Below are 26,205 nucleotides of genomic sequence, written 5' to 3'. Positions count from 1 at the left end.
TGACTGAGGAGGTGTCGATAGCGCACTGATAACGGCCGCAAGAGGGCCGCCTCGCACTACCCGCACGACGAAGGGGAACGCCATGGCCAGCACACCCGCACAAGCCCGGTCCCTGTGGCCGCTGGGCAACACGGGCCGACCGCGGCTGCGCATCGGTGAAGACCCGGACGCTATCCGGATCCTGACCGGCGCGCTGGACGACCGGATCATCCCGAACACCTACGTGTCCGAGGGCGCCCCGGTGGTGGTGGAGGAAATCTCCGGCGCCACCGAGGACACCGAGGCCGGGGATGCCGACGTGGCGTTGCCCATCACCGCCTCGGTCCTCAAACCGCCGCTGATGGCGTCGCTGCTGGCCGAGCACGCCGAAGTGCTCGACGTCCGCCGCGACGGGAAGGAGGTGGAGACCACCCCGAACGCGACCGTGCTCAACGCGGTGCTGTCGCGGCGGTCGTGGCCGAAGCTGCCAGTGCTGCACCGGATCATCTCCACCCCGGTGCTGCGCCGCGACGGCACGCTGCTGCAGAACCCCGGCTACGACACGGCGACCGGGTTCTACCTGGCCGGCAACCAGCACCTCGGCCGCGTCCCGGAGCAGCCCACCGCAGCCGAGGTCGCGCAGGCGCGGGAGTTCCTGCTAGAGCGGTTCCTGGCCGACTTCCCGTGGCGCAGCGCCGCGGACCGCGCCAACTACCTCGCGCTGCTCGTCACGCCGCTGATTCGGCCGTACACGCGGGCGTTGTCGCCGTTCGGGATGATCGAGGCGTCGATGCCCGGGTCGGGTAAGACGATCCTGGCCGGCTGCGTCGGGCTGCTGGTCGGGCAGCGCGTGCTGACCTGGACTGATTCGGAGGACGAGCTGCGCAAGGCCATCACCACGGTGCTGGCCGACAGCGTCGGGGTGATCGTGTTCGACAACCTGGCCGAGGGCGCCATGGTCAACAGTGCGGTGCTGGCGCGGCTGGTGACCGAACGGAACTGGTCGGATCGCCGGCTGGGCACCAACGCCGCGGCGAACTTCATCAACGACCGCTTGTGGCTGGCCACCGGCAACAACCTGCGCACCGGTGGCGACATGGCGTCCCGGTCGGTGTGGGTGCGGCTCGACCCGAACTGCCCCCGCCCCGAGGCCCGCACGGGGTTCACCATCCCGAACCTGGACTCCTGGATCCTCGACCCGGTCAACCGCGCCACCGTGCTGCGCCACGTCCTGATCATGATTCTGGACTGGACGAACAACGGCGCACCGACGGCTGACTCGGTGCCGCAGATGCGGCAGTTCACGCCGTGGGCGCGGCACCTCGGGGGCTTCCTGGAGCACCACCAGGTCGGCGGGTTCCTCGGCAACGCCGATGCGGTGCGGGAGCTGGACGAGGAGGACGGCGAGTGGCGCGCGTTCCTGATGGCCTGGGACGACGTGCACGGCGACGTCCGGGTGACCTCGCAGCAGCTGCGCCAGTCCGGCGAGCCGACCGCGGGGACCGACCCGTGGGCCGGGACGTTCCCGACCGACCGGGCCGGGAAGCCGCTCACGGTGAAGTCGCTCGGGTGGCGGCTGCGGGGGCAGATCGACCGGTGGCACGGCGACGTCGTGTTACGCAGCGCGACCGACAAGCACCTGAACAGCAAGCTGTGGTGGGTGGAGCGGCAGACGTCGTAGGAGATCAGGCGGAGAAAAAACCCGCAAAACCCGCAAAACCCGCACGGTCAAGTTTGTAGGGCTGTGACCAGGTAAAAGAGGCTGGCAGAGTTAGCGGGTTTCTCGGGCCAGGGCCGATCGGGAAACCCGCAAAACCCGCAAACCCGCGGGTTTCTCGGGGGCTGCCGGAGAAACCCGCGCCAAAACCCGCAAGCAAAATCGCAGGTCAGGGGTCCTTTTGCGGGTTTGCGGGTTTTGCGGGTTTCTTCCGGCACCTACCACCCCACGCCGCGAACCCCCCACCCTTCGCAGCTCTCTCTTCTGCCAGCTCTTGGGGCTCTACCCGACACCGAACGTAATCGAATCCACAACCGTCTGGCCGGGCAACCGCCCGGTCACCTTGTCATGCCCACCTGAGACGAAGGGCCTACCGCCATGAGCACTGAGACCGCGTCCACCGAGCACGAGCCCCTGCTGGTACGAGTCGAAGAAGCCGCCCGGCTGCTCTGCATCGGGCGAACACGCGTCTACGACCTGATCAACTCCGGCGAGCTGAAGTCCGTGAAGATCTTCGGCGCACGGCGAGTCCCGCGCACCTCGATCGACAGTTACGTCACCGCCCTGATGCAGGAATCGGAGGCTGCTTGATGCCGCGCCGCGCAGCGAACGGCCTCGGAACCGTCGTTAAGCGGGCAGACGGCCGCTACCAGGCCGCTGTCTACGTCCTGACGACGACCGGCGACCGCAAACGCCGGTTCGTCTATGGGAAGACCTGGGACGAGGTCAACGACAAGCGGGTCGAGATGCTCGACAACAACCGCAAGGGCGTCCCGTCGATCTCCTCGAACATGAAGCTCGGGGACTACCTCGACTACTGGCTGGAAGAGATCATCAAGGTCGACCGCGGGCCGTCGACCTACTCCGGGTACGAGATCGTCGTCCGCCGCTACATCAAGAAGCACCTGGGCACGAAGCGGCTCAATGCGTTGACCCCGGCCCATGTTCGGGGGCTCGTGGCGAAGCTGCGGAAGGAGCAGACCGTCCTCGGCAAGCCGCTCTCGGACCGGTACGTCCAAAACGTGTTCGAGACCCTGCGCAGCGCGCTGAGCAACGCCGTGCGCGAGGAACTGATCGGCCGCAACGTCGCCCGCCTGGTCGAGACGCCCTCGCGCGGCGAGTTCGAGGTGGAGCCGCTGTCAGAGGCGCAGGCGAAGGCGTTCGTGAAGACGGCGTCGGCGCACTGGCTCTACGCGCTGTGGCTGATCCTGATCACGACCGGCCTGCGCAAGGGCGAGGTACTTGGCCTGGCCTGGTCCGACATCGACATGGAGACCGGCGCGTTCCGTGTCCGGCGGACCGTGCAACGTGTGCGCGGCCGGCTGGAGTTCGGGAAGACGAAGACGAAGAAGTCCACCCGTTCGCTCTACCTCGGCCGGGTGTGTATCGCCGCCCTGGTCCGGCACCGGGAGGAGTCAGCCAAGCGGCTCAGCTCCACGCTGAACCTCGCGCCGGGTCAGCCGGACGACCTGATCTTCGTGACGAGTTCGGGGCGTGTGGTCGAGCCGAGGAACGTCAACACGATGCTCCGCCGGCTGTTGCGTCGCGCCGGGCTCGACCCGACGCGGGTACATGACCTGCGTCACACGGCGGCCACGCTGCTGCTGATGGACGGCGCCACGATCCGGGAGGTGATGGAGCAGCTGGGGCACGCCTCGATCGCGACCACGGCCAACATCTACGGGCATGTCCTGGACGAGGCCAAGCAGCGGATGGCCACCCGGATGGACCGGCTGGCGGACGACAACTGATGTCAATCGGTGATGTCAGCGGGGCCCCTAGTGATCTTGGGGGCCCCGTTTCCGCTGGTGGGCGCAGCAGGGTTCGAACCTGCGACCGCTCGGGTGTAAACCGAGTGCTCTTCCGCTGAGCTATGCGCCCGGACGGCGGCGGCCCACCCCGCAAGGGGGACCGCCGCCGTGGAGCCTCACGCCAGTTCGGCGACGGCCTTCTTCCAGCCCTGCTGGTCGCGTGCCTCGCCCGGGGCGTTCACCTCGGCGAAGCGGACCACGCCCTCCTTGTCGACCAGGAAGGTGCCGCGGACCGCGAGACCCGCCTGCTCGTTGAAGACGCCGTACGCGCGCGCCACGTCACCGTGCGGCCAGAAGTCGGACAGCAGCGGGAACTGGTAGCCCTCCTTCTCGGCCCACGCCTTGAGCGAGAACGGCGTGTCGACCGAGACGCCCAGTACCTGGACGCCCTTGTTGTCGTAGTCGGCGAACTCGTCGCGGAGCTGGCAGAGCTCGCCCGTGCAGATGCCGCTGAACGCGAACGGGTAGAAGACCACCAGCACCGGCTTGTCGCCCCGGAAGGACGACAGCTGCACCGGCTGCTTGTTGTAGTCGTTCAGTGTGAAGTCAGGGGCCTCAGAACCGACCTCGACGGTCATACCGCGTTTCCTCTCCCGTACGGACACGTGCCTGCGACGACAACCCTATCGTGTCAGCCGGGCGGGGCCGGTTCAGCGCTGTTTCGACTTCGACTTCGGGGACACCAGCCTCGTGCCGATCCAGTTCGCGCCGACACTGATGTTGGCGGTCTGGGCCAGCCCGACGACGGGCACCGCTTCCGCGATCTCACTCGGCTCGACGTGCCCGGGCTGTCCCGTCTTCGGGGTCAGCACCCAGATCACGCCGGTCTCTTCCAGGGGGCCCCTGGCGTCGATGAGCGCGTCGCCGAGGTCGCCGTCGTCCTGGCGCCACCACAGCAGCACCACGTCGATGACCTCGTCGGCTTCCTCGTCGAGGATGTCCCCGCCGATCTGCTCCTCGATCGCCGCGCGGACGTCGTCGTCGACGTCCTCGTCCCAGCCGATCTCCTGGACCACCATCTCGGGCTTGATGCCGAGCCTCTCGGCGACGCCGGTCTGATCAGCGTCTCCCGCGGCGACCACTGCTTTCACTCCTCCAACTACGACGGAGCGTGGCGCTCGAGCACCCTCGTGGAGGGTACGGCTGCGCCACACTCGGCTACCCGGTTGCCGATAGCGAACACTGGTGTGGCTCTGCGCGCAACCGTCCACACCGGATCCGTGACAACTCGTGTCGCAGGATACGGGCCGCGGGGCCCCCGCCGCGACGGCGTATCGGGTACCTCGGGGACCGGTCTGCCACCCCGCCGGAGCCCGTCCCCTAGGGTGATGAGGAAGAAAACGCGCGCGCGGATACACCGCGCGCGGGGAGCGACTCGATCGGGTCGGCTGATGTTACCGCCTAGTAGCAGTGCGGAAGCCGGGAGGGAAGACGACGATGGAGAGTCGTACACCCCCGAGTACGAGCACCACCGGCTACAACTTTTCGCAAGGAGACCCCTTGGCCCCGCAGAACGACGGCGCCTCCGGCAAGGAGACCCCGGCACGCGTACGCGTAATCCGTGACGGATTGGCTGCGCACCTGCCCGACATCGACCCGGAGGAGACCGCCGAGTGGCTGGACTCCTTCGACGAGGCGCTGGCCAGGGGAGGCCAGCAGCGGGCCCGGTACCTGATGCTGCGCATCCTGGAGCGCGCTCGTGAACGCAACGTCGGTGTGCCCGCGCTGACCTCGACGGACTACGTCAACACCATCCCCACCGAGAACGAACCGTGGTTCCCCGGTGACGAGGAGATCGAGCGCCGCTACCGGGCCTACATCCGGTGGAACGCCGCGATCATGGTGCACCGGGCGCAGCGCCCCGGCGTCGGCGTCGGCGGCCACATCTCGACCTACGCCTCGTCCGCCGCGCTCTACGAAGTCGGGTTCAACCACTTCTTCCGCGGCAAGGACCACTCCGGCGGCGGCGACCAGATCTACATCCAGGGGCACGCCTCCCCCGGCATCTACGCCCGCGCGTTCCTCGAGGGCCGGCTGTCCGAGCAGCAGCTCGACGGCTTCCGCCAGGAGTACTCGCACGCCGGTGAGGGCGGCGGCCTGCCGTCGTACCCGCACCCGCGGCTGATGCCGGAGTTCTGGGAGAACCCCACGGTGTCGATGGGCCTCGGCCCGATGAACGCCATCTACCAGGCGCGGTTCAACCGCTACCTGCGCGATCGCGGCATCAAGGACACCAACGACCAGCACGTCTGGGCGTTCCTCGGCGACGGCGAGATGGACGAGGCGGAGTCGCGCGGCCTGATCCACATCGCGGCCGGCGAAGGCCTCGACAACCTGACCTTCGTGATCAACTGCAACCTGCAGCGGCTCGACGGCCCGGTGCGCGGCAACGGCAAGATCATCCAGGAGCTGGAGTCGTACTTCCGCGGCGCCGGCTGGAACGTCATCAAGGTCATCTGGGGCCGCGAGTGGGACTCGCTGCTGCACGCCGACCGCGACGGCGCACTGGTCAACCTGATGAACGTCACGCCGGACGGCGACTACCAGACGTACAAGGCCAACGACGGCGCCTTCGTCCGGGAGCACTTCTTCGGCCGCGACCCGCGGACGAAGGACCTGGTCAAGGACCTCTCCGACGCCGACATCTGGAACCTCAAGCGCGGCGGCCACGACTACCGCAAGGTGTACGCGGCCTACAAGTCGGCGCTGGAGCACCACGGCCAGCCGACGGTGATCCTGGCCCACACCATCAAGGGCTACGGCCTGGGCCCGGCGTTCGAGGGTCGCAACGCCACGCACCAGATGAAGAAGCTCACCCTCGACGACCTCAAGCTGTTCCGCGACTCGCAGCGGATCCCGATCAGCGACGAGGAGCTCGAGCGCGACCCGAAGCTGCCGCCGTACTACCACCCGGGCAAGGACTCGGCGGAGATCGAGTACCTGATCGGCCGCCGCAAGGCGCTCGGCGGCTTCCTGCCGGAACGCCGCCCGAAGTCGGCGAAGGCGCTCGTGCTGCCCGGCGACAAGGTCTACGAAGGCGTCCGGAAGGGCTCGGGCAAGCAGGAGGTCGCCACGACGATGGCGTTCGTCCGGCTGGTCCGCGAGCTGGCGAAGGACTCCGAGATCGGCAAGCGCGTCGTCCCGATCATCCCGGACGAGGCCCGCACGTTCGGCCTCGACTCGATGTTCCCGACGGCCAAGATCTACAACCCGCACGGCCAGACGTACACGTCGGTCGACGCGAGCCTGATGCTGGCCTACAAGGAGTCCGAGAAGGGCCAGCTGCTGCACGAGGGCATCAACGAGGCGGGCTCGACCGCGTCGTTCACCGCCGTCGGCACGTCGTACGCGACGCACGGCGAGCCGATGATCCCGATCTACATCTTCTACTCGATGTTCGGGTTCCAGCGGACCGGTGACGGCCTCTACGCCGCCGCCGACCAGATGGCCCGCGGGTTCGTCATCGGCGCCACCGCCGGGCGCACCACGCTGACCGGTGAGGGCCTGCAGCACGCCGACGGGCACTCGCTGCTGCTCGCGTCGACCAACCCGGCGGCCGTGGCGTACGACCCGTCGTGGTCGTTCGAGATCGCGCACATCGTGAAGGACGGCCTCCGCCGGATGTACGGCGAGACCGGCCCGGACGGCAACGGCGAGAACGTCTTCTACTACATGACGATCTACAACGAGCCGTACCAGCAGCCCGCCGAGCCGGAGAATCTCGACGTCAACGGCCTGCTGAAGGGCCTGTACAAGTACGCGGACGCCCCCGAGGGCGACGGTCCCGAGGTGCAGATCCTGGTCTCGGGCGTCACGATGCCGGACGCGCTGAAGGCGCAGAAGCTCCTCGCCGAGGAGTGGGGCGTGCGGGCGGCCGTGTGGTCGGCGACATCGTGGACCGAGCTGCGGCGCGAGGCCGTCGAGATCGACCACGACAACCTGCTCTACCCGGGCAGCGAGCCGCGCGTGCCGTACGTGACCGAGGCGCTTTCGGGCACGAACGGACCGGTCGTGGCGGTGTCGGACTGGATGCGCTCGGTGCCGGACTTGATCCGCCCGTACGTGCCGACCGACATGCTGACGCTCGGCACCGACGGGTTCGGGTTCTCCGACACCCGGCCCGCGGCGCGGCGGAAGTTCCTGGTCGACGCCGAGTCGATCACGGTCGGCGCGCTGTCGATCCTGGCCAAGCGCGGCGAGGTCGACCAGGCGAAGGTCCTCGAAGCGGCCACGAAGTACCGGCTCGACGACGTCGCGGCCGCCGGGCCGCAGACGTCGGATTCCGGCAGCGCGTGACCTGGTGCTAGAAAGGGACCCGGCAGACATCCGATGTCTGCCGGGTCCCGTTCGCCGTGCAGGCTGTTGAGGGAGTTGATGAAGGTGACGAAGCGCCGACTGCCGAAGCCGGACGAGCTGAAGCAGCTCCTGCGGCCCAAGCCGATCGTGCTGAACCCGACCGACCGGCGGCTCGGCAACGCGCACACCATCGCCGACCTGCGCACGGCCGCGCGCAAGCGGACCCCGCGGGCGGCCTTCGACTACACCGACGGCGCGGCCGAGCTCGAAGACAGCCTGCTGCGCGCCCGCCAGGCCTACCGGCGGGTCGAGTTCCACCCGAACGTCCTGCGCGGGGTGTCCGATGTGGACACCACGCGGGAGATCCTCGGCAAGACCTCAGCCTTGCCCTTCGCCTTCGCCCCCACCGGTTTCACCCGGATGATGCAGCACGAGGGCGAGAGCGCGGTGGCCCGCGTCGCCGAGCGCAACGGCATCCCGATGGGGCTCTCGACCATGGCGACGACGTCGATCGAGGACCTCGCCGCCGCCGCGCCCGGGGCCCGCAAGTGGTTCCAGCTCTACGTCTGGCGCGACCACGGCGCCGGCGAAGATCTGATGAATCGCGCGTGGGAACACGGCTTCGACACGCTCATGCTGACCGTCGACACCCCGGTCGGCGGCGCCCGGCTGCGTGACGTCCGCAACGGCCTGACCATCCCGCCGGCGCTCACGCTCAAGACGTTCCTCGACGGCGCGACGCACCCGGCGTGGTGGTTCAACCTGCTCACCACCGAGCCGCTGAACTTCGCCTCGCTCAGCCACTTCGACGGCACCGTCGCCGAGCTGCTGAACAAGCTGTTCGACCCGACGCTGAACTACGACGACCTCGACTGGGTGCGCCGCACCTGGCCCGGGAAGCTCGTGGTCAAGGGCGTGCAGAACGTCGACGACGCGCGTGACGTCGTCAAGCACGGCGCCGACGCGGTGCTGATCTCGAACCACGGCGGCCGCCAGCTGGACCGCGCGCCGACGCCCCTGGAGCTGCTCCCGGCGGTGCTCGACGAGATCCAGGGCGGCGCCGAGGTCTGGATCGACACCGGCATCCTGTCCGGCGGCGACATCGTCGCGGCCATCGCCCGCGGCGCCGACGCCGTCCTGGTCGGCCGCGCGTTCCTCTACGGCCTGATGGCCGGCGGCGAGCGCGGCGTCCAGCGCTGCGTGGACATCCTCCGCACGGAGATGGTCCGCACGATGCAGCTGCTGGGCGTCCGCACCCTCGCCGACCTCAAGCCGTCACACGCGACACTGCGCTGAGTCCGGTCAGACCTGCGCCTGGCCGCCGTCGACGAAGAACTCGACGCCGTTGACGAAGCTGGCGTCGGGTGAGGCCAGGAACAGTGCCGCGCCGGCGATCTCCGAGGGGGCGCCGACGCGGCCGAGCGGCACGGCGGCCGCCATCCCGTCCAGCAGCTCCTGCTCCGCGCCGGGGTCGGCCAGGCCCAGCAGGCCCGGCGTGTGCGTCGGTCCCGGGCTCAGCACGTTCACCCGGACGCTCTTGCCGGCCAGGTCGAGGGCCCAGGTGCGGGCGAAGTTGCGGACGGCGGCCTTCGTCGCGGCGTAGATGCTCATGCCCGGCGCCACGCGCGTGGACGTCGTCGAGCCGGTGAGGATGATCGACGCGTTGTCGTTGAGCAGCGGCAGGGCCTTCTGCACGGTGAAGACGACACCCTTGACGTTCGTGGCGAACGTGGCGTCGAGCTGCTCCTCGGTGATCTCGCCGAGCAGCTGGCTCACGCCGCCGCCGGAGTTGGCGACGACGACGTCCAAGCCCTTCCCGCGCTCTTCGACGGCCCGGTAGAGCGCGTCGAGGTCGGCGGGCTTCGAGGAGTCGGCGCGGATCGCCTGCACGCTGCCACCGATCTCGGCGACGGCGTCGTCGAGGACTTCCTTGCGCCGCCCGGTGATGAACACGTGCGCGCCTTCGGCCGCGAACCGCTTCGCGATGGCGAGCCCGATGCCGGTCCCGGCGCCGGTCACGACGGCCGTCTTGTCCTTCAGTGTGCTGGTCACGATGCTCCCCTGGTCGAATTCTTGACTGTCTCGTCCAGAACCTACGCCGTTATGGACGAGACAGTCAAGAATGGGTACGCTTGAGCCATGGCACGACCCCGGAGCTTCGACCAGGACGCGGTGCTGCGCGCCGCCAGGGACCAGTTCTGGGCGACCGGTTACGCGGGCACGAAGATCGACGACATCGCCGCCGCGACCGGCCTCGGCAAGGGCAGCCTCTACGGCGCCTTCGGCGACAAGCACGCGTTGTTCCTGCGCGTCTTCGACGACTACTGCACCGAGTCCGCCGAGGCGACGCGCCGCGCGCTCGAAGGTCCCGACAGCGGCGCCCACCAGCGGATCCGCGACTACGTCGTCGGGATCGCCGAGTCCACGGCGGCGGACCGGGACCGGCGCGGCTGCATGCTCGCGAAGGGCACCGCGGAGTGCGCGGAGCACGACGAAGCCGTCGCGGCCCGCGCCCAGCGCGTCTTCCGCGAGCTGCGGGAGCAGCTGACGGCGGCCGTCGCGGCGGCTCAGCGCGCGGGCGACATCGCCGGCGACCAGGACCCGGCCCACCTCGCGAGCCTGCTGCTGGCCGTCACCCGCGGCATCGAAGCCCTCGGCAAGGGCGGCTCGAGCCCCGCCGAGCTCCGCGCGATCGCGGACACGGCCCTCGCCGTCCTCCCCCAGCCGTAACCCGCGTGACCAGAACGCCAACTCGCGTGATTGGCACGCCAACTCGCGTGATTGGGAGGTCGACACGACTCCCGGAGCCCGCCTGCGCCGTGTCGACTTCCCAATCACGCGTGTCGACCCTCCAGACACGCGTGTCGACCCTTGGATCACGTGAGGCTCTGACTCGTTGGGCCGTGTGGCGTCAAGTTCTTGACGTAACGCCCGGTTTGTGAGGAGGATCACGGACACTCCGCCGAAAGGCCGTTTTCGCATCGTGGAAAACGGAGGTCGCCCGTGTTCGTGCAGGCCCTGTTCATACAAGACGTGACTCCCCTCGGCTCGCTGGGCCTGTCCGCGCTCGTCGCCGTGCTGCCCCTGGCCACCGTGCTCGTCCTCCTCGGCGTCGTCCGGATGAAGGCGCACCACGCCGCCCTGATCGGGCTGCTCGTCGCACTCGTCGTCGGGATCGCCGCGTTCGGGATGCCGATCGTCCAGGCCGTCTCCGGCGCGCTGTCCGGCGCCGCGTTCGGGCTGTGGCCGATCATGTGGATCGTCGTCAACGCGCTGTGGATCTACCGGCTCACCGTGCGGACCGGGCACTTCGACGTGCTGCGCCGCTCGTTCGGCCGGATCTCCGACGACCCGCGCATCCAGGCCCTGATCATCGCGTTCTGCTTCGGCGCCCTGATGGAGGCCCTCGCCGGCTTCGGCGCGCCCGTCGCGATCAGCGCCGTGATGCTGGTGGCCGTCGGCTTCCACCCGGTGAAGGCCGCCGTCGTCGCGCTGGTCGCGAACACCGCGCCAGTGGCGTTCGGCGCCATGGGCACGCCGGTCGTCACGCTCGCCCAGGTCACCGGGCTGCCGCTGGAGCAGGTGTCCTCGATCGTCGGGCGCCAGACGCCGTTGCTCGCCCTGGTCGTGCCGCTGCTGCTGGTGATCATCGTCGACGGCAAGCGCGGCCTGCGCGACACGTGGCTGCCCGCGCTGGTCTGCGGTGTCGCGTTCGGGCTCGTCCAGTTCCTCGCGTCCAACTTCGTCTCGCCGCAGCTGGCCGACATCGGCGCCGCGCTCGCCGGCGCGGCCGCGCTGGTCGCGCTGCCCCAGACCCGCCGTCCGGTGCCCGAAGCCGTCCGCGTCGGGATGGGCGGGACGACGACCACCGAAGCGCCGCCGGAGGATTCACGCGGCGACGTCGTGAAGGCGTACCTGCCGTACGGGCTGATCATCGTGATCTTCTCGCTCGGCCAGCTGCCGCCGATCAAGGCGCTGCTGGACAAGGCGACCTGGAAGTTCCACTGGTTCGGGCTGAACGTCGCCGCGCCGAACGGGAAACCGGTGTCCGGCAACACGTTCTCGCTGCCGTTCCTCAACACCGGCGGCACGCTCGTGCTGATCGCCGGGATCGTCACGGCGGCGGTGCTGGCCGTGTCCGCGAGCGGCGCGCTGAGCGAATGGCTGGCCACGGTGAAGGAACTGCGCTTCGCGATCCTCACCGTCACCGGCGTGCTCGCGCTGGCCTACGTGATGAACCTGTCCGGTCAGACCAGCACGATCGGCACGTTCATCGCGGCCGCCGGCGCCGCGCTCGCGTTCCTGTCCCCGGTGCTCGGCTGGTTCGGCGTCGCCGTCTCGGGGTCCGACACGTCGGCGAACGCGCTGTTCGGCGCGCTGCAGGTGACGGCGGCCCACCAGACCGGCCTGCCCGCGGACCTGCTCGCCGCGGCCAACAGCTCCGGCGGCGTGCTCGGCAAGATGGTCTCGCCGCAGAACCTCACCATCGCCTGCGTCGCGGCGAACCTGCCCGGCGAAGAGGGCAAGCTCCTGCGGAAGGTCCTGCCGTGGAGCCTCGGGCTGCTGCTGGTGATGTGCCTGATCGTGCTCGGGCAGAGCACGCCGGTGCTCAGCTGGATGCTGCCATGACCCCGTGGTCGCGGGCCGCGACGCGCTGCTTGGCCGAGCGGTTCCAGGTCCACCAGCCGTGTACGACCAGCCCGGCGAACACGATGTAGATCGCGGCCGAGAAGTAGAGCCCGGACGAGATCTGCAGCGGCACGCCGATCGCGTCGACGACCAGCCAGACCAGCCAGAACTCGACCAGCCCCGCGCCCTGCGCGCCGAAGGCGACGAGGGTGCCGACGAAGATCGCGGCGTCCGGCCACGGCGCCCACGACGCGTGCAGCGCGTCGAGGATCAGGGCCATCACGGTGGTGCCGGCGACGAACGTGCCGAGCATGACCAGCCGTTCGGTGAGCCGGCCTTGGCGCACGACAACGCCGAACACCGGGTCCTTGCGGCGCGTCCAGGCCCACCAGCCGTAGACGGAGATGGCGAGGATGGCGACCTGCCGGGCGGCGAGCCCGCCGAGGTGCGCGGAGGCGTAGACGGCGAACAGCAGCACCGTGGCGCCGACCTGCACCGGCCACGTCCACAAGGTGCGACGTTGCGCGAGGAACACCACGGCCAGCGCGAACACCTGCCCGGCGAACTCGGCGATGGAGATCCACTGTCCGAGCACCCGGAAGCCGTGTTCCAGCAGGTAGTTCACGTGACGCCCCTTTCGTCCTACCGGTCACCAACATGCTCCGGGAGGGGCGCATTCCCTAGGGACTGTGAGGCGCGGAACATCCCACGTCGTGGACGTCGCCGACGCGGACGGTGCCACCGCGGACGACGCGCGCGTGCACCCCGAGCGTCAGGTCGTTGGTGTCGGCGATCGTCTTCAGCAGACCGGGCGCGGCCGCGAGGCCGTCCCACGGCAGGCCGACCATCACGCAGCGCACGGCCCGGCGCAGGATCTCCAGCTCGACCCCGCCGATCCGGACCCGCTCCCCCAGCCAGGCCTCCTCGGCCGGCTCCGGCGCCGGACCGGTGTCGAGCAGCAGGTTCGGCCGCAGCCGCCGCGCGTCGACCTCGACGCCGGGAGCGCGCTCGGCCAGCCAGGCCAGCGACGACGTCGTCACCAGGTGGACGGCGGCCTCGTCGTGGTGCGGGATGTCGGCTTCCCGGACCAGCCGGACGCCCGGGCGGCCCAGCGCGGAGGCGATCGCCCCGTGGGCGGCGTCGCCGCGGACCGTGCGCCCGTCCGGGAGCGTCACCACCGGCACGTCACCGTCGTACCGCGCGGCGAACTCGTGCAGGCCCGCCATCCGGCGAAAGCGGCGGGTGTTCTTGCCGCTGCCGAACTTCCCGTCCGGATCGCGGACCGCGTACAGCCGGTCGCCGTCGAGACCGCGCTCGCCGAACTCGCCCTCGGCCAGCCGTTCCCCACGCATCGACTTCACCGGATAGCGCCACAGCGCCGTCACGACCCCCATGCCCACCAGCGTAACGAAACGGGCCCGGCAGCTTCCTCGTCTGCCGGGCCCGTCTCGTCACTCAGCTGCTCAGATCTGCGGACGCGGGGTCCCGACCGGCGGGGTCGGGGTGTTGTCGGCGCCGGCCATCGCGTGGGGGGCCTCGCTGCGGCCCATCTCGCCCGTGCGCTGCTGCGGCGTCTCCGCCAGCTGCTGCTGCATGTTCGCCATCCAGCCGCGCCAGCGGTCCTGCGCCGGCTTGATCAGACCGCCGCCGAAGCCGACGACGATGACGCCGCCGATGGTGGCCAGCACGGCGATCAGCACCGGGCCGGTGATCGCGGTCGCGATGTTGACCTGGCCGAGCGCGGCGATGATGCCGAACGCCATGATCAGCCAGTAGGCACCGGTGGCCAGGTACCGGCCGGCCGGGCGGCCCGACATCGCCGACGTCACGACGTCACGCACGACCTTCGCGATGGCCGCGGCGACCACGATCAGCACCAGCGCGACCACGATCCGCGGCAGGAACGCGATGATGTCGTTGAGCAGCTGACTGACCGGGTTGGTCGGCCCGAACACGCCGAACGCGAGCTGCAGCGCGATCAGCAGGATGAAGTAGTAGACCAGTTTCACGAGGATCCCGGCCGCGTCGATCTTCTGCTGGCCGATGCTGGCGGAAAGGCCGGTCTTCTCGATCAGCTTGCCGAACCCGACCTTTCCGAGAACGAGGCTCAGGCCCTTGGAGACGGCCTTCGCGATCAGCCAGCCGATCAGCAGGATGATCAGGAAACCGACGAGTTTCGGGACGAACGTGGCCACGAGGTTCCACGCTTGTCCCAGTCCGTCCTTGAGTTGCTGGCCCATGCCGACTCCCTCTTGATGTTTCGCACCGAATCGCGCCGCGATTCGGGTGGTGCCGCTGTTGTGCACCGGATCGTCGATCAGGTACCCGGCGGCGGCAACTCGTGCGCCCCACGATCGAGTGAGACGACTGGCGCGCAAAGATCGTTGGCAGCCATACTGGTTCTACCGGTGGGGACCGGGGAGACGAGGCCGTCCGGCGCAGCGTAAACCGCAAGCGCCGGGCGGCCTCGAGCATTTGGGGGAATCCCGGTGTCACGGGCCGAGAACAAACCGGCCCCCGGACGCCGAAGCGGTCCGAGGGCCGGATGAACAACCGGGAAACGTCAGGCGGCGCGCAGCGCGTCCCGCAGTTTCACCTTCGCGCCGCTGCGCATGACGGCGTTGCGGTAGATCCGCGCGGCGAGCCAGATCAGCACCGGGATCATCAGCACCACCAGCCCCACCGACAACACGGCTTCCCACACCGGCACCCCGCCCATCGCCAGCCGCATCGGCATCAGCGTCGGCGCGAACACCGGGATCACGGAAAGCACTTCGGCGAACGTGTTGCCCGGATCCGACGGCAGCACGGAAATCCCCACCACGTACCCGGCGATCACGAACATCAGCGCCGGCATCACCGCGCCGCCGACGTCCTCCTGCCGGGACACCAGCGCACCCAGCGCGGCGAACACGATCGAGTACATGAAGAACCCGAGCAGGTACCAGACGATCAGCCAGACGACCGTGCCGACGGCCGCCGAAACGGACACCGTGAGCACGCCCGTGGCCAAGCCGGCGATCACCCCGCCGGCCCCGATGACAACCATCTGGATCAGCCCGACCACCCCGATGCCGAGCACCTTCCCGGCCATCAGCTGCCACGGCTTGATCGTCGAGAGCAGCAGCTCGACGACCCGGGACGTCTTCTCCTCGACGACGCCCTGGGCGACGCTCTGGCCGTTGATCATCAGCGAGAGGTAGATCAGGATGCCGGCGACGATGCCGAGCACCAGCTGCTGGCCGTTGTAGTCGTACGGCTCCTCCAGCGGCGGGTCCTCGACGAACTTCGCGGCCGAGACGGTGGCCTCGAACTGGGCCGGGTTGCCGCCGAGCGTGGTGATCTGCTGGTCGAGCGCGACCTGGCGGGACAGCAGCTGCAGCACGTTCGCGAGCTTGCCGTCGAGGTCCTTCTTCACCTGGACGTGCACGCTCTTGCCGTCGCCGGTGAGCAGCGCGTCGATCGAGCCGTCGGCCAGCTTCGCGCGCCCGGCGGCCTCGTCGGCGACCTGGGTGACGTCGATGCTCTGGTCGACGGCCTTGCCGGTCGCCTGCAGCGGCGCGCTGAACCCGGCGGTGGCCGGGGTGTAGCCGATCGTCGCGTCGGCGCCCCCGCCGCCCGAGATCAGCTTGATCACGACGATGCCGACGACGATCAGCAGCAGCATGACGACGGTGGTGACGCGGTAGGCCTTGGAGCGGACGCGGGTGCCGATCTCACGCGAGGCGACCAGCCCGACGGCGCCCGCCGCGCTCATCCGGACGTCCGGAACCGGGGTACTCATGCGGGGACCTCCTCGGTCGTCACGACGGAACGGAACAGGTCGGCCAGCGTCGGCTGCTCGCGGGCGAACTCGCGCACCGGCCCGGTGGCCAGCGCGGCCTGGAGCACGGCCTGGTCGTCGGCGCCGTCGGCCAGCTCCAGCTCGGTCGCGGTGCCCTTCCGGCCGAGCACCTTGACGCCGGCGAGGCCGTCGGCCCAGTCGTCACCGGCTCCGGGCACGTCGACGCGCAGCCGCACCGCACCGCCGGCGCGCAGCTCTTCGACCGTGCCGACCTCCACCATCTGTCCACTCCGGACGATGCCGACGCGGTCGCAGAGCCGCTCCACCAGGTCGAGCTGGTGGCTGGAGAACACGACCGGCACGCCGTCGTCGGCCTTCTCCTTGAGCACCTGGCTCATCACGTCGACCGCGACCGGGTCGAGGCCGGAGAACGGCTCGTCGAGCACCAGGATCCGCGGCTCGTGCACCAGCGCGGCGGCCAGCTGCACGCGCTGCTGGTTGCCGAGGCTGAGCTTCTGCACCTCGTCGTCGCGGCGCGCGGCCACGCCCAGCCGTTCCGTCCACTTCTCCGCCGACGTCTTGGCGTCGGACGCGGACATCCCGTGCAGCCGGGCCAGGTACGTGAGCTGCTCCCCCACCTTCATCTTCGGGTACAGCCCGCGTTCCTCGGGCATGTAACCGATGTGGCGGCGCGTTTCGTGCGTCACGGGCTCGCCCGCGTAGCGCACTTCGCCGGCGTCGGCGGAAAGGACGCCCAGCGCGATGCGCATGGTCGTCGTCTTCCCGGCGCCGTTGCTGCCGACGAAGCCGAACAACTCGCCCGGCCGGACGTCGAACGTCATTTCGCGCAAAGCGACCACGTCGCCGTAGCGTTTGGAGATCGCGTCGATCTCTAGACCGGTCATCCCGGTGCCCCCATTTCCTCCGCTTGGCTGCGATCGTAGGCAGCCGGTACACGCGCCGCATAGCGACCCGCGTTGCCATCGCGGGCTACGAAAGTTGCGGGCCACGTAGGATCGCGTCGAAATGGCCGAACCCACCACACGGCGTGTGCCGAAGCACCACGGACTGTCCGCGAAGACGCTCCGGCGGCTGGAGCACGCGTCCGGCAGCCTGGCGAGCGCCAGCATCGCAGTCATGGAACAGCGGCTGCCGTGGTTCGCCCGGCTGCCCGCCGACCAGCGCGCGAGCGTCCTGCTGATCACCCAGGCCGGCGCGGCGGGATTCGTCGGCTGGCTGCGGGACTCCAAAGAGGCCTTGAAGCTCACGACCGAGGCGTTCCGCGACGCGCCGGCCGAGCTGTCGCGGTGGGTCAGCCTGCGCCAGGCCGTCGGCATGGTCCGGCTCGCCATCGAGGTTTTCGAGGAGCAGCTGCCGGACTTCGCGGCGAACGAGGCCGAGCGGGCCGCGCTGATCGAGGGAATCCTGCGCTACGGCCGGGAAATCGCCTTCGCCGCGGCCAACTCCTACGCCGCCGCGGCCGAGGCGCGTGGCGCGTGGGACGCCCGGCTGGAGGCCCTGGTCGTCGACGGCATCGTCCGCGGCGACGCCGAAGAGTCCGTTCTCTCGCGCGCGACGGCGCTGGGCTGGGACCCGACCGCCGCGGCGACGGTCCTGGTGGGCAACCCGCCGTCGGAGGACCCGCCGACGGTCGTGTTCGAGGTCCGCAGCCGCGCCGCCCGCGTCGGCCGGCCGGTGCTGCTGTCCGTGCAGGGCTCGCGACTGGTGGTCGTCGTCGGCGGCGCGACCGAAGGCGGGGTGAAGGAACGCGAGATCCTCGGCCGGATGTCGGTGGCCTTCGCCGACGGCCCGGTGGTGGCCGGCCCGACGGTCCCGACGCTCGCGGAGGCGCACCACAGCGCGACGGAGGCGTTGTCCGGCCTGCGGGCGGTGGTCGGCTGGCCGGGCGCGCCCCGCCCGGTGCGCTCGGCGGACCTCCTGCCGGAACGCGCGCTCTCGGGCGACGCCGAAGCCGAACGGCTGCTGGTCGACACCATCGCCCGCCCGCTGGAGGAGGCCGGCCCGACGCTGCAACGCACGGTGGAGGCCTACCTCGAGAGCGGCGGCGTGCTGGAGACGTGCGCGAAGACGCTGTTCGTCCACCCGAACACCGTCCGCTACCGCCTGCGCAAGGCGGCGGACCTGACGGGCTGCCAGCCGACCGACCCCCGGGACGCGCTGGTGCTGCGGATCGCGCTGGCGGTGGGCCGGCTGGCCCGCGCCCGCGGCCTCTGGTGACCGGCTCCCCACGCCGTCCGCGACCCTCTCACGAGAGCCCCGTCACGTGATGGACTTAACAGCGAAAGGTGATTGAACCCGACAAGGCTTCCGGGTTACGCGCGAGGTGGTGCGGCGCGTCTTTGGAGGTTTCCGACAAAGACGCCGGGCAGACACTGTGAGCGTCGGCATCCCGCGAAAGTGCCCGCTCCGTGTTGTCTTAGAGGGTGACGTCAGCAGTGCTCGCTCCCGGCCAGGGATCCCAGGCCCCCGGTATGTTCACGCCCTGGCTCGACCTCGACGGCGCGCGCGAGCGCGTCGCCCAGTGGTCCGAGCGCGCGGGGCTCGATCTGCTGCGCCTCGGCACGGAAGCCGGCGCCGAGGAGATCCAGGACACCGCGATCGCGCAGCCGCTGATCGTCGCGCTGTCGCTGCTCACCTTCGAACACCTCCAGGCCACCGCGCCGGTCCCCGCTGACGCGCCGGTCGCCGGGCACTCCGTGGGTGAGCTGGCCGCCGCCGCGATCGCCGGGGTGCTGAAGCCCGAAGAGGCCGTCGCGCTCGCCGCCGTCCGCGGGGCCGAGATGGCGAAGGCGTGCGCGATCGAACCGACGTCGATGGCCGCGGTGATGCTCGGGGACCCCGAGCAGGTCGTCGCGTGGCTGGGCGAGCGGGGCCTGACCGCGGCGAACCGCAACGGAGCGGGGCAGATCGTCGCCTCCGGCGCGGCCGACGCGATCGCGAAGATCGTCGCCGAGCCCCTCGAAGGCACGAAGATCCGCGCCCTCAAGGTCGCCGGCGCGTTCCACACGCGCTACATGGCGGCCGCCGAAGAGGCGCTGCGTGCCCACGCCGCCGAGCTGACGCCGGCCGATCCGACCCGCCCGCTACTGTCCAACGCGGACGGCGCCGTCGTCACCAGCGGGGCCGAGTACCTGGAGCGGCTCGTCGCGCAGGTCACCCGGTCGGTGCGGTGGGACCTGACGATGGACGGCCTGGTCTCGCTCGGCGTCACCCGCACCGTCGAACTCGCGCCCGCGGGCACGCTGACCGGCCTGGTCAAGCGGCAGCTCAAGGGCGTCGTCACCACTACCACCGCGCTGAAGACGCCGGCCGAACTGGCGGCGCTGCGCCAGGAGGACGCCTCGTGACCGACCGACCGGCCCTGAGCCTCAACCCGGGCTCCCGCGGCAGCCGCGTGCTGGGCGTCGGCAGCTACCAGCCCGAGCGGATCGTCAGCAACGACGACCTCTCGAAGACCATGGACACCAACGACGAGTGGATCCAGACGCGCGTCGGCATCATCGAGCGCCGCTTCGCCGAGAAGGACGAGCTGCTCACCGACATGGCCGTCGCCGCCGGCACCGCCGCGCTGGCCGACGCCGGGGTCGACCCGTCCGAAGTGGACACGGTGATCCTGCCGAACTGCACCATGCCGACGCAGATCCCGAACGCGGCCGCGCAGGTCGCCGCCCGGATCGGCATCCCGAGCCCCGGCGCGTTCGACCTCAACGCCGCGTGCGCCGGGTTCTGCTACGGCCTGGGCGTCGCGTCGGACCTGGTCCGCGCGGGCTCCGCCAAGAAGGTCCTCGTGATCGGCGCCGAGAAGCTCACCGACTCGGTGAATCCGACCGACCGCGCCAACGCGATCATCTTCGCCGACGGCGCGGGCGCCGCGGTCGTCGGCGCGTCCGACGAGCCGCTGATCGGCCCGGTCTCCTGGGGCAGCGCCGGCGACCTCGTCGACCTGATCGGGATGACCGAGGACAAGTTCATCTACCAGGAGGGCCAGTCGGTCTTCCGGTGGGCGACCACCCAGATCGCGCCGATCGCGCTGCGCGCGCTCGAGGTCGCCGGGCTGAAGGCGTCCGATGTGGACGTGCTGATCCCGCACCAGGCCAACCTGCGCATCGTCGAGGCGATCGCGAAGAAGCTGCGGGCCAACGGCGCCCGTGACGACATGGTCGTCGCCGACGACATCAGGTACTCCGGCAACACCTCGTCGGCGTCCATCCCCCTCGCGCTGGACCACATGCGCAAGGCCGGGACGGCGAAGTCCGGCGACGTGGTGCTGGCCGTCGGGTTCGGCGCGGGCTTGTCCTACGCCGGGCAGGCGTTCATCTGCCCCTGACCGTTACGCTCCCGGCGGGCACTCGCCCGCCGGACAAGAACCCCAAGTAAGACCGAGAAGGGAACTACCCCATGGCTGACAACGCTGAGATCCTCGCCGGCCTCGCCGAGATCGTCGAAGAGGTGGCCGGTGTGGCTCAGGACGACGTCACCGCCGAGAAGTCGTTCGTGGACGACCTGGACATCGACTCGCTGTCGATGGTCGAGATCGCCGTGCAGGCCGAGGACAAGTTCGGCGTCAAGATCCCGGACGACGAGCTCGCCAACCTGAAGACCGTGGGCGACGCCGTCAACTACGTGTCGGCCAACTCGAAGTAAGTCCTCTTCCCTCCTTGAGGAGACACCCATGAGCAACATCGACGTCGTGATCACCGGTCTCGGCGCCACCACACCGCTCGGCGGGGACGTGACGTCCACCTGGGACGGTCTGCTGGCCGGGCGGAGCGGGGTCCGGACGATCGAAGCCGACTGGGTCGAGGAGCTGCAGCTGCCGGTCAAGATCGGCGGCATGCTGGCCGTCGATCCCTCGGAAGTCCTGCCGCGGGTCCAGGCCCGCCGGATGGACCGCTGCGAGCAGGTCGCGATGATCGCCGCCCGTCAGGCGTGGGCCGACGCCGGCTTCACCGAACCGACGGACGAGCACACCGACGTCGACCCCGACCGCCTCGGCGTGTCGATCGGTACCGGCGTCGGCGGCCCGGTCACCCTGCTCACCCAGAACGATCTGTTGCACCAGCAGGGTCTCCGCAAGGTGTCGCCGCTGACCGTGCCGATGCTGATGCCGAACGGCCCGGCCGCGCACGTCGGCATCGACCTGAAGGCACGGGCCGGGGTGCACTCCCCGGCCTCGGCCTGTGCCTCCGGCGCCGAGGGCATCGCGAGCGGGGTCGAGATGATCCGCTCCGGGCGTGCCGACGTCGTGGTCGCCGGGGGTGCCGAAGCGTGCATCCACCCGATCACGCTCGCCGGGTTCGCCCAGGCCCGCACGGTGTCCACGCGCAACGACGACCCGGGGGCCGCGTCGCGGCCGTTCGACGCGAACCGGGACGGCTTCGTCCTCGGCGAGGGCTCGGGCGTGGTCATCCTGGAGCGCGCGGACCTGGCGAAGGCCCGCGGGGCGCGCGTCTACGCGACGATCGCCGGGCACGGCATCACCTCGGACGCCTACCACATCACGGGCAACCACCCCGAGGGCATCGGCCAGATCGCCGCGATGCGCGCGGCGATGAAGATGGCCGGCGTCAGCCCGGCGGAGGTCGGGCACGTGAACGCGCACGCGACGTCCACTGTGGTCGGTGACATCGGCGAGGCGGCGGCGATCCGCAAGGCGGTCGGCGACCACGCGATCGTCACGGCACCGAAGGGTTCGATGGGTCACCTGGTCGGCGGGGCCGGCGCGGTCGAGGGGATCATCACGATCCTCTCGCTGTACCACGGCATCGTGCCGGCCACGATGAACTTGACCGACCTGGACCCGCGGGTGCAGCTGGACGTCGTGTCGGGCGAGCCGCGCAAGGTCGAGCTGACCGCGGCGATCAGCAACTCGTTCGGGTTCGGCGGGCACAACACCGCTCTGCTGTTCACCCCGGCGGCCTGAGCACGCTGACAAAACGAGAAGGGGCCCGGCTTCGGCCGGGCCCCTTCTCGTTTCAGCACTTCTGGTGTTCGGGGGGCGGGCCGTTGTCGACGGCGGCGATCTTCAGCGCGGACTTCTCGATGACCATCGGCAGCACGAGCCGCCACTGGATGCACGGCTCCGGGAACCAGGCCGGGGCGTCTTCGACCGCCTGCCGGCTCCGGAAGCCGACCAGGACCCGCAGCGACGTGCCGGAGCCGCGCTCGATCCGGTAGACGACGGCGTCGCTGTCCTTTGTGGTCTTGATGCCGTCCTTCCACGTGCCGAGCGGCTGCTGCGCCACCCGCTCCGTGGTAACCACGGTCATCCACCTCGAGTACTGCTGGGTGTTGATGGCCGAGAAGTACGTCTCCAGCACCTTGCGCACCTCGTCGGCCCGCGGGTGCGACTGCGCGTCCGGCGTCATCCCGACGATGTCGGCACCGGTCGGCTGGCTGCCGGTCGCCGACTGGGGCACCGTCACCGGCGCCGAGGTGTCGCCGGCGGGCTGGTCGGGACGGCGGTAGAGCTCGCGCGCGAGCAGGCCGCCGCCCACGGTCACGGACAGCACCACGACCACGACGGGCACCAGCCAGCGCTGGCGGGGGCTGGAGGCGGGGGTCGTCACGCGGAAGAGCGTACCGGCCCCGCCACCGGTCCCGTGCTGCCGGAGTCCGGTGTCAGCCGACCTGGTGCAGCCAGGTCACCGGAGCACCGTCACCGGCGTGACGGTACGGCTCGAGCGCTTCGTCCCAGCTCGCGGCCAGGAGTTCGTCGAGCTTGTGCGCCAGCGACTCGCCGCCGCGGGTCATGCTCACGAGTGCGCGCAGCTGGTCCTCGCCCACCACGATGTCGCCGTTGGCGCTGGTCCGTCCGTGCCACAGGCCGAGCCCGGGCGCGAAGCAGAACCGTTCGCCGTCGACGCCCGCGCTGGGCTCTTCGGTGACTTCGAACCGAATCATCGGCCACGCCTTGAGGGCCGCCGCCAATCTGGCGCCGGTGCCCGCGGGCGCGCGCCAGCCGCATTCGGCGCGAAGCTGACCCGGACTGGCCGGCTGCGCCGTCCACTTCAGGTCGACTCGGGCGTTGAGGGTGCCCGAAATAGCCCACTCGACGTGCGGACACACCGCAGACGGCGACGAGTGGACGTACACCACACCTCGGGTGCTGCCACGGGTGCTCACTGCTACCTCCGCTTGCTCGACGAGGGACGTCTTCCCCTACGCCCTGAAATCGAGCTGCGTGGCCTCAGTGCGGCTCCCGAATACCGCCTCCGATGCGTTGTAGCACATTCTGCACCCCAACCGTGCTGTTTGGCCACATGAACACCACAAGTCACCCGCAGCACCACTTTCGGTGGGACGCGGCCGCGTCGTCCCCGTGTCGCGCCTCGGATACGACCGGGCGCGCTAGCGTGATGCTCCGGAACGACGAGCAGGGGAGATTTCGGTGCGACTGGTGCGCCTCGAGCGGCAGCAGTCCCGGGTGGCGGACGACATCCGGGCGGCACTGGCGTCCCTGGGCCGCGGCAGCACCGTCGTCGGCGGGATCGCGCTGATCGGCGTCGGGACGGTGACGGATCGCCCGGTCGAGGCGGTGGTTCTGCTGCCCCACGGCGTGATCATCGTCATCGGCGTCGACCTGCCGGACCCGGCGCTGCGGCTGGAAGCCCCGCTGGGCGCGGAATGGAAGGCCGACGGCTGGCCCCTGGTGGCCGACGACGACGCGATCAACCCGGCCACGGAGGCCCTGGACCTGTCCCAGGTGTGCGAAAGCCGCATCGCGGAACTGGTCCCCGGCACGGCACCGGTGGGCACGATCGTGGCGGTCGGCCCGTACGTCGAGACGGTCGACCAGCCCGCGAGCGACCTCGCGGGCCCGGTACGGGTCCTGCACCCCACCCCGACGACGATGCTGGCAGCGGCGGTCTCCCTGGCGACGGCCCACCGCCCCCGTTCGGTCGACCAGGTACGAGCGCTGATCCGCGGCCTGGCCCCCGACGCACCCGACTTCTCGGACGAAATCCTGCTGGGTGAGGGATTCAGCCGGTTCAGTGACGACACGCCGCCGGAGTCCCTTTGGGACACTGCGCCGCGGTCGCCCGGAACCCTGACCACCGCCCGCCCGCCAGCGGGCTGGCGAACCGAGACCCCGGTAACGCCGACTGCAAGTGGCCGAACGCAACTGGCCGACCCACCGGCAGCGGTCGTCGAAGCCGATCACGTCCTGGATCACGCGAGTTCCGGCGTGGATCACGCAAGTTCCGCCCCTGATCACGCAAGTTCCGGTCTTGAGGCCACGGTTGTCCCGCCGGATACCACGGTTGCCGAGCCGGAGCCCGAGAGTTCCGGACCAGACCTCGCGGATGTCGAGCCGGAGCAAGCGAGTGCCGGACCAGACCTCGCAGTTACCGAGCCGGAGCCCGCGAGTTCCGCCCTGGATCACGCGAGTGTCGAGTCGGAGCCTGCGAGTTCCGCCCCGGATCACGCGAGTGTCGAGCCTGATCACGCGAGTTCCGCCCTGGGTCACGCGCCGAGCCCGGGTCTCGCGGCCGAGACCGACACGGCCGCCGACCTCGCCGCAGGCGAAGGCCTTGGCGCGCTTGGCATCCCAAAGCCCGCCGAGCCCAGCATGCCCGCGGATTCCGCCCCGGTGAAGGCTTCCGCGACGGCTTCGGAATCGGCGATCCTTCCCGGCACCACGGAATCCGCGGCCGAGACCGACACTTCGGCTAGTTCTCCCCCGGCACGGACCCTTGCCGGGGCCCAGAACAAAGCGGCGGCGACCAGCACAGCCACTGATCCCGCTCCGACGCAGGTCTCCGCGATGGTTTCGGACACCGACGCCGAGCCCGGCACCCCCGCCTCGGCGCAGGCTCCCGCCGCGGCTCAATACACCGTCGCGGCTGTCGGCGCCACAAAATCTGCCGCCGAGCCCGGCGCCGCCAACGGTTCCGCCTTGGCGCAGTCCTCTGCCGCCTCTCAAAGCACGACCGTGGCCCCTGGCGCTGCGCAGGCCGCCGGAGCGAGCACCGTCCCGGCTGCCGCTCAAAAGGTGGCCGCGACTTTTGCCGACGCCACGGACTCCACGGTTTCCATTCCGGTGCCCACCGCGGCGACGAATTCGAACGCCGCAACCCGCACCGGCCCCACGAAATCCGCCGAACCCGAGACCTCTTCGGATTTTGCGGACTTCGAACGCACCGAGAGCCTCGCCAAACCTCCCACGGCTCTGCCCGTCTTCCTCGGGGCCGACCAGATCCCGCCCTACCGTCCGGCGGCGGACACCGAGCGGACCGAATCCCTCGACTCGCCCAGCACCAGCACCGAAACCCTCTCGCGCCCGACGGCTGCCCCGCCGGAGTCCTACCCGCACTCCCGGCCGAGCCCCGCGCCGCGGCAGAAATCCGCAGCGCCCACCTCGCGGACCGTCCGGTGGCTGCCGTTGGGGGCGATCGGGTTGCTGGTCGTGCTGGTCGTCGCCGCGGTGGTCGTCGCCACTCGCGGGGACGACACCGCCGCCGCGCCCGTCACCTCGCCGCCCGCTCCCGCCAGCCGGCCGGTCTCGCAGCAGCCGGCCAGTGTCGCTCCCGCGCAAAGCCTGCAGTTCTCGCTGCGCGCCGCCGACGGGGACCAGCGGTGCGCGTCGCACGCCTTCGGGGACGCGCAGGCCAGCCTGCAGCAGACCAGTTGCTCGGGCGTGCGGCGGGCGAGCTACGCCACGACCGTCGACGGGCGGGCCGGCGCGGTGACCGTCGGCATCGTCGCGTTCCCCGATGCCGCGCAGGCGGCCGCCTTCAAGGCCGTCGCCGACACTCCGGGCGGTGGCGGGATCCTCGACCTCGCCGCCGAGACCGGCAAGTGGGGCACGCCGGCGCCGCGGTTCGAGAACGCCGCCTACACCAGCCGGCTCGAAGGCACGTCCGTCCGGGTGGTGCAGGCGGTGTGGGTGCCGGGACCGTCCACTGCGGACGATCCCGGCCTGGTCCGGGCGGCCAAGGCCGCGCTGGACCTGCCCGCGCGGTAGC

Annotated in this window: 23 protein-coding genes and 1 tRNA gene; 13 read left to right on the top strand and 11 right to left on the bottom strand. The window is 70.3% G+C overall.

Going from position 1 to position 26,205, the window contains the following annotated elements:
- Window positions 1-82 precede the first annotated feature (82 nt).
- From OHS58_RS48375 to OHS58_RS48365, 3 genes are all read left to right on the top strand, one after another.
- Complete coding sequence (locus OHS58_RS48375; RefSeq protein WP_328646721.1) at window positions 83-1,660, top strand: hypothetical protein; 1,578 nt, start codon at window positions 83-85, stop codon at window positions 1,658-1,660.
- A 414-nt stretch (window positions 1,661-2,074) separates the two neighbouring features.
- Entirely contained in the window at window positions 2,075-2,287 is a 213-nt protein-coding gene (locus OHS58_RS48370) for a helix-turn-helix domain-containing protein (protein WP_328646720.1), read from the top strand.
- A complete protein-coding gene (locus OHS58_RS48365; protein WP_328646719.1) occupies window positions 2,287-3,447 on the top strand; it encodes a tyrosine-type recombinase/integrase in 1,161 nt (386 codons plus the stop codon). The genes OHS58_RS48370 and OHS58_RS48365 overlap by 1 nt, the downstream gene beginning before the upstream one ends.
- 55 nt (window positions 3,448-3,502) lie before the next feature.
- On the opposite strand, the gene OHS58_RS48360 is transcribed toward OHS58_RS48365, so the two are convergent.
- The 3 genes from OHS58_RS48360 to OHS58_RS48350 all read right to left on the bottom strand — a co-directional run bounded on the left by OHS58_RS48360 (window position 3,503) and on the right by OHS58_RS48350 (window position 4,589).
- Window positions 3,503-3,577 (bottom strand) — tRNA-Val (locus OHS58_RS48360).
- Between the two features lie 46 nt (window positions 3,578-3,623).
- Window positions 3,624-4,085 (bottom strand): peroxiredoxin, encoded by a 462-nt coding sequence (locus OHS58_RS48355; RefSeq protein ID WP_247062586.1) that lies wholly within the window; start codon window positions 4,083-4,085, stop codon window positions 3,624-3,626.
- Window positions 4,086-4,157: 72 nt separating this feature from the next.
- Window positions 4,158-4,589, bottom strand: coding sequence for a DUF3052 domain-containing protein (locus OHS58_RS48350; protein WP_247062584.1), 432 nt, complete (start codon window positions 4,587-4,589; stop codon window positions 4,158-4,160).
- Between the two features lie 418 nt (window positions 4,590-5,007).
- Here OHS58_RS48350 and aceE point away from each other — a divergent pair, with 418 nt between their 5' ends.
- Together aceE and OHS58_RS48340 are read left to right on the top strand one after the other, a co-directional pair.
- Window positions 5,008-7,803: a pyruvate dehydrogenase (acetyl-transferring), homodimeric type gene (aceE, locus tag OHS58_RS48345; protein WP_326955145.1), complete on the top strand. Its 2,796-nt coding sequence runs from the start codon at window positions 5,008-5,010 to the stop codon at window positions 7,801-7,803.
- A gap of 84 nt (window positions 7,804-7,887) precedes the next feature.
- Complete coding sequence (locus OHS58_RS48340) at window positions 7,888-9,099, top strand: alpha-hydroxy acid oxidase (RefSeq protein ID WP_247062580.1); 1,212 nt, start codon at window positions 7,888-7,890, stop codon at window positions 9,097-9,099.
- Between the two features lie 6 nt (window positions 9,100-9,105).
- Here the strand turns inward: OHS58_RS48340 and OHS58_RS48335 are convergent, their stop codons facing one another.
- The gene (locus OHS58_RS48335; RefSeq protein ID WP_328646718.1) at window positions 9,106-9,855 is read right to left on the bottom strand and encodes an SDR family NAD(P)-dependent oxidoreductase; all 750 of its coding nucleotides are present in this window, start codon (window positions 9,853-9,855) and stop codon (window positions 9,106-9,108) included.
- Window positions 9,856-9,942: 87 nt separating this feature from the next.
- On the opposite strand from OHS58_RS48335, the gene OHS58_RS48330 reads away from it, so the two are divergent.
- Together OHS58_RS48330 and OHS58_RS48325 are read left to right on the top strand one after the other, a co-directional pair.
- Entirely contained in the window at window positions 9,943-10,533 is a 591-nt protein-coding gene (locus tag OHS58_RS48330) for a TetR/AcrR family transcriptional regulator (protein WP_328646717.1), read from the top strand.
- A gap of 288 nt (window positions 10,534-10,821) precedes the next feature.
- The gene (locus OHS58_RS48325; RefSeq protein WP_328649983.1) at window positions 10,822-12,432 is read left to right on the top strand and encodes an L-lactate permease; all 1,611 of its coding nucleotides are present in this window, start codon (window positions 10,822-10,824) and stop codon (window positions 12,430-12,432) included.
- Here OHS58_RS48325 and OHS58_RS48320 read toward each other — a convergent pair.
- The 5 genes from OHS58_RS48320 to OHS58_RS48300 form a co-directional block, all read right to left on the bottom strand.
- Window positions 12,413-13,057, bottom strand: a complete 645-nt coding sequence (locus OHS58_RS48320) for a nicotinamide mononucleotide transporter family protein (protein ID WP_328646716.1) — start codon at window positions 13,055-13,057, stop codon at window positions 12,413-12,415. The two genes, OHS58_RS48325 and OHS58_RS48320, sit on opposite strands and share 20 nt — an antisense overlap.
- A 55-nt stretch (window positions 13,058-13,112) precedes the next feature.
- Window positions 13,113-13,826, bottom strand: coding sequence for an MOSC domain-containing protein (locus tag OHS58_RS48315; RefSeq protein ID WP_328646715.1), 714 nt, complete (start codon window positions 13,824-13,826; stop codon window positions 13,113-13,115).
- A gap of 69 nt (window positions 13,827-13,895) precedes the next feature.
- Window positions 13,896-14,672, bottom strand: a complete 777-nt coding sequence (locus OHS58_RS48310) for a mechanosensitive ion channel family protein (protein WP_328646714.1) — start codon at window positions 14,670-14,672, stop codon at window positions 13,896-13,898.
- A 323-nt stretch (window positions 14,673-14,995) separates the two neighbouring features.
- Window positions 14,996-16,216 (bottom strand): ABC transporter permease, encoded by a 1,221-nt coding sequence (locus tag OHS58_RS48305; protein ID WP_247062572.1) that lies wholly within the window; start codon window positions 16,214-16,216, stop codon window positions 14,996-14,998.
- Window positions 16,213-17,121 carry an ABC transporter ATP-binding protein gene (locus OHS58_RS48300; protein ID WP_328646713.1) on the bottom strand — a complete coding sequence of 303 codons (909 nt, stop codon included), beginning with the start codon at window positions 17,119-17,121 and terminating at the stop codon, window positions 16,213-16,215. Before OHS58_RS48300 ends, OHS58_RS48305 begins: the two co-directional genes overlap by 4 nt.
- 121 nt (window positions 17,122-17,242) lie before the next feature.
- On the opposite strand from OHS58_RS48300, the gene OHS58_RS48295 reads away from it, so the two are divergent.
- From OHS58_RS48295 to OHS58_RS48275, 5 genes are all read left to right on the top strand, one after another.
- Window positions 17,243-18,454 carry a PucR family transcriptional regulator gene (locus OHS58_RS48295; protein ID WP_328646712.1) on the top strand — a complete coding sequence of 404 codons (1,212 nt, stop codon included), beginning with the start codon at window positions 17,243-17,245 and terminating at the stop codon, window positions 18,452-18,454.
- 206 nt (window positions 18,455-18,660) lie between these two features.
- Complete coding sequence (locus OHS58_RS48290) at window positions 18,661-19,584, top strand: ACP S-malonyltransferase (RefSeq protein WP_328646711.1); 924 nt, start codon at window positions 18,661-18,663, stop codon at window positions 19,582-19,584.
- Window positions 19,581-20,564, top strand: a complete 984-nt coding sequence (locus OHS58_RS48285; RefSeq protein ID WP_326947268.1) for a beta-ketoacyl-ACP synthase III — start codon at window positions 19,581-19,583, stop codon at window positions 20,562-20,564. Before OHS58_RS48290 ends, OHS58_RS48285 begins: the two co-directional genes overlap by 4 nt.
- A 71-nt stretch (window positions 20,565-20,635) precedes the next feature.
- The gene (locus OHS58_RS48280; protein ID WP_004559006.1) at window positions 20,636-20,881 is read left to right on the top strand and encodes an acyl carrier protein; all 246 of its coding nucleotides are present in this window, start codon (window positions 20,636-20,638) and stop codon (window positions 20,879-20,881) included.
- A gap of 28 nt (window positions 20,882-20,909) precedes the next feature.
- Entirely contained in the window at window positions 20,910-22,160 is a 1,251-nt protein-coding gene (locus OHS58_RS48275; RefSeq protein ID WP_326947267.1) for a beta-ketoacyl-[acyl-carrier-protein] synthase family protein, read from the top strand.
- Between the two features lie 52 nt (window positions 22,161-22,212).
- On the opposite strand, the gene OHS58_RS48270 is transcribed toward OHS58_RS48275, so the two are convergent.
- Together OHS58_RS48270 and OHS58_RS48265 are read right to left on the bottom strand one after the other, a co-directional pair.
- A complete protein-coding gene (locus tag OHS58_RS48270) occupies window positions 22,213-22,806 on the bottom strand; it encodes a hypothetical protein (RefSeq protein ID WP_247062567.1) in 594 nt (197 codons plus the stop codon).
- A gap of 52 nt (window positions 22,807-22,858) precedes the next feature.
- On the bottom strand, window positions 22,859-23,362 hold the full coding sequence (locus OHS58_RS48265; RefSeq protein WP_247062565.1) for a DUF3145 domain-containing protein: 504 nt from the start codon (window positions 23,360-23,362) through the stop codon (window positions 22,859-22,861).
- 265 nt (window positions 23,363-23,627) lie between these two features.
- On the opposite strand from OHS58_RS48265, the gene OHS58_RS48260 reads away from it, so the two are divergent.
- Window positions 23,628-26,204, top strand: a complete 2,577-nt coding sequence (locus tag OHS58_RS48260) for a hypothetical protein (protein ID WP_328646710.1) — start codon at window positions 23,628-23,630, stop codon at window positions 26,202-26,204.
- Window position 26,205 lies beyond the last annotated feature (1 nt).

The organism is Amycolatopsis sp. NBC_00348, assembly GCF_036114655.1.
Classification (GTDB): domain Bacteria; phylum Actinomycetota; class Actinomycetes; order Mycobacteriales; family Pseudonocardiaceae; genus Amycolatopsis.
This window is presented reverse-complemented; position numbering and strand designations above follow the sequence as displayed.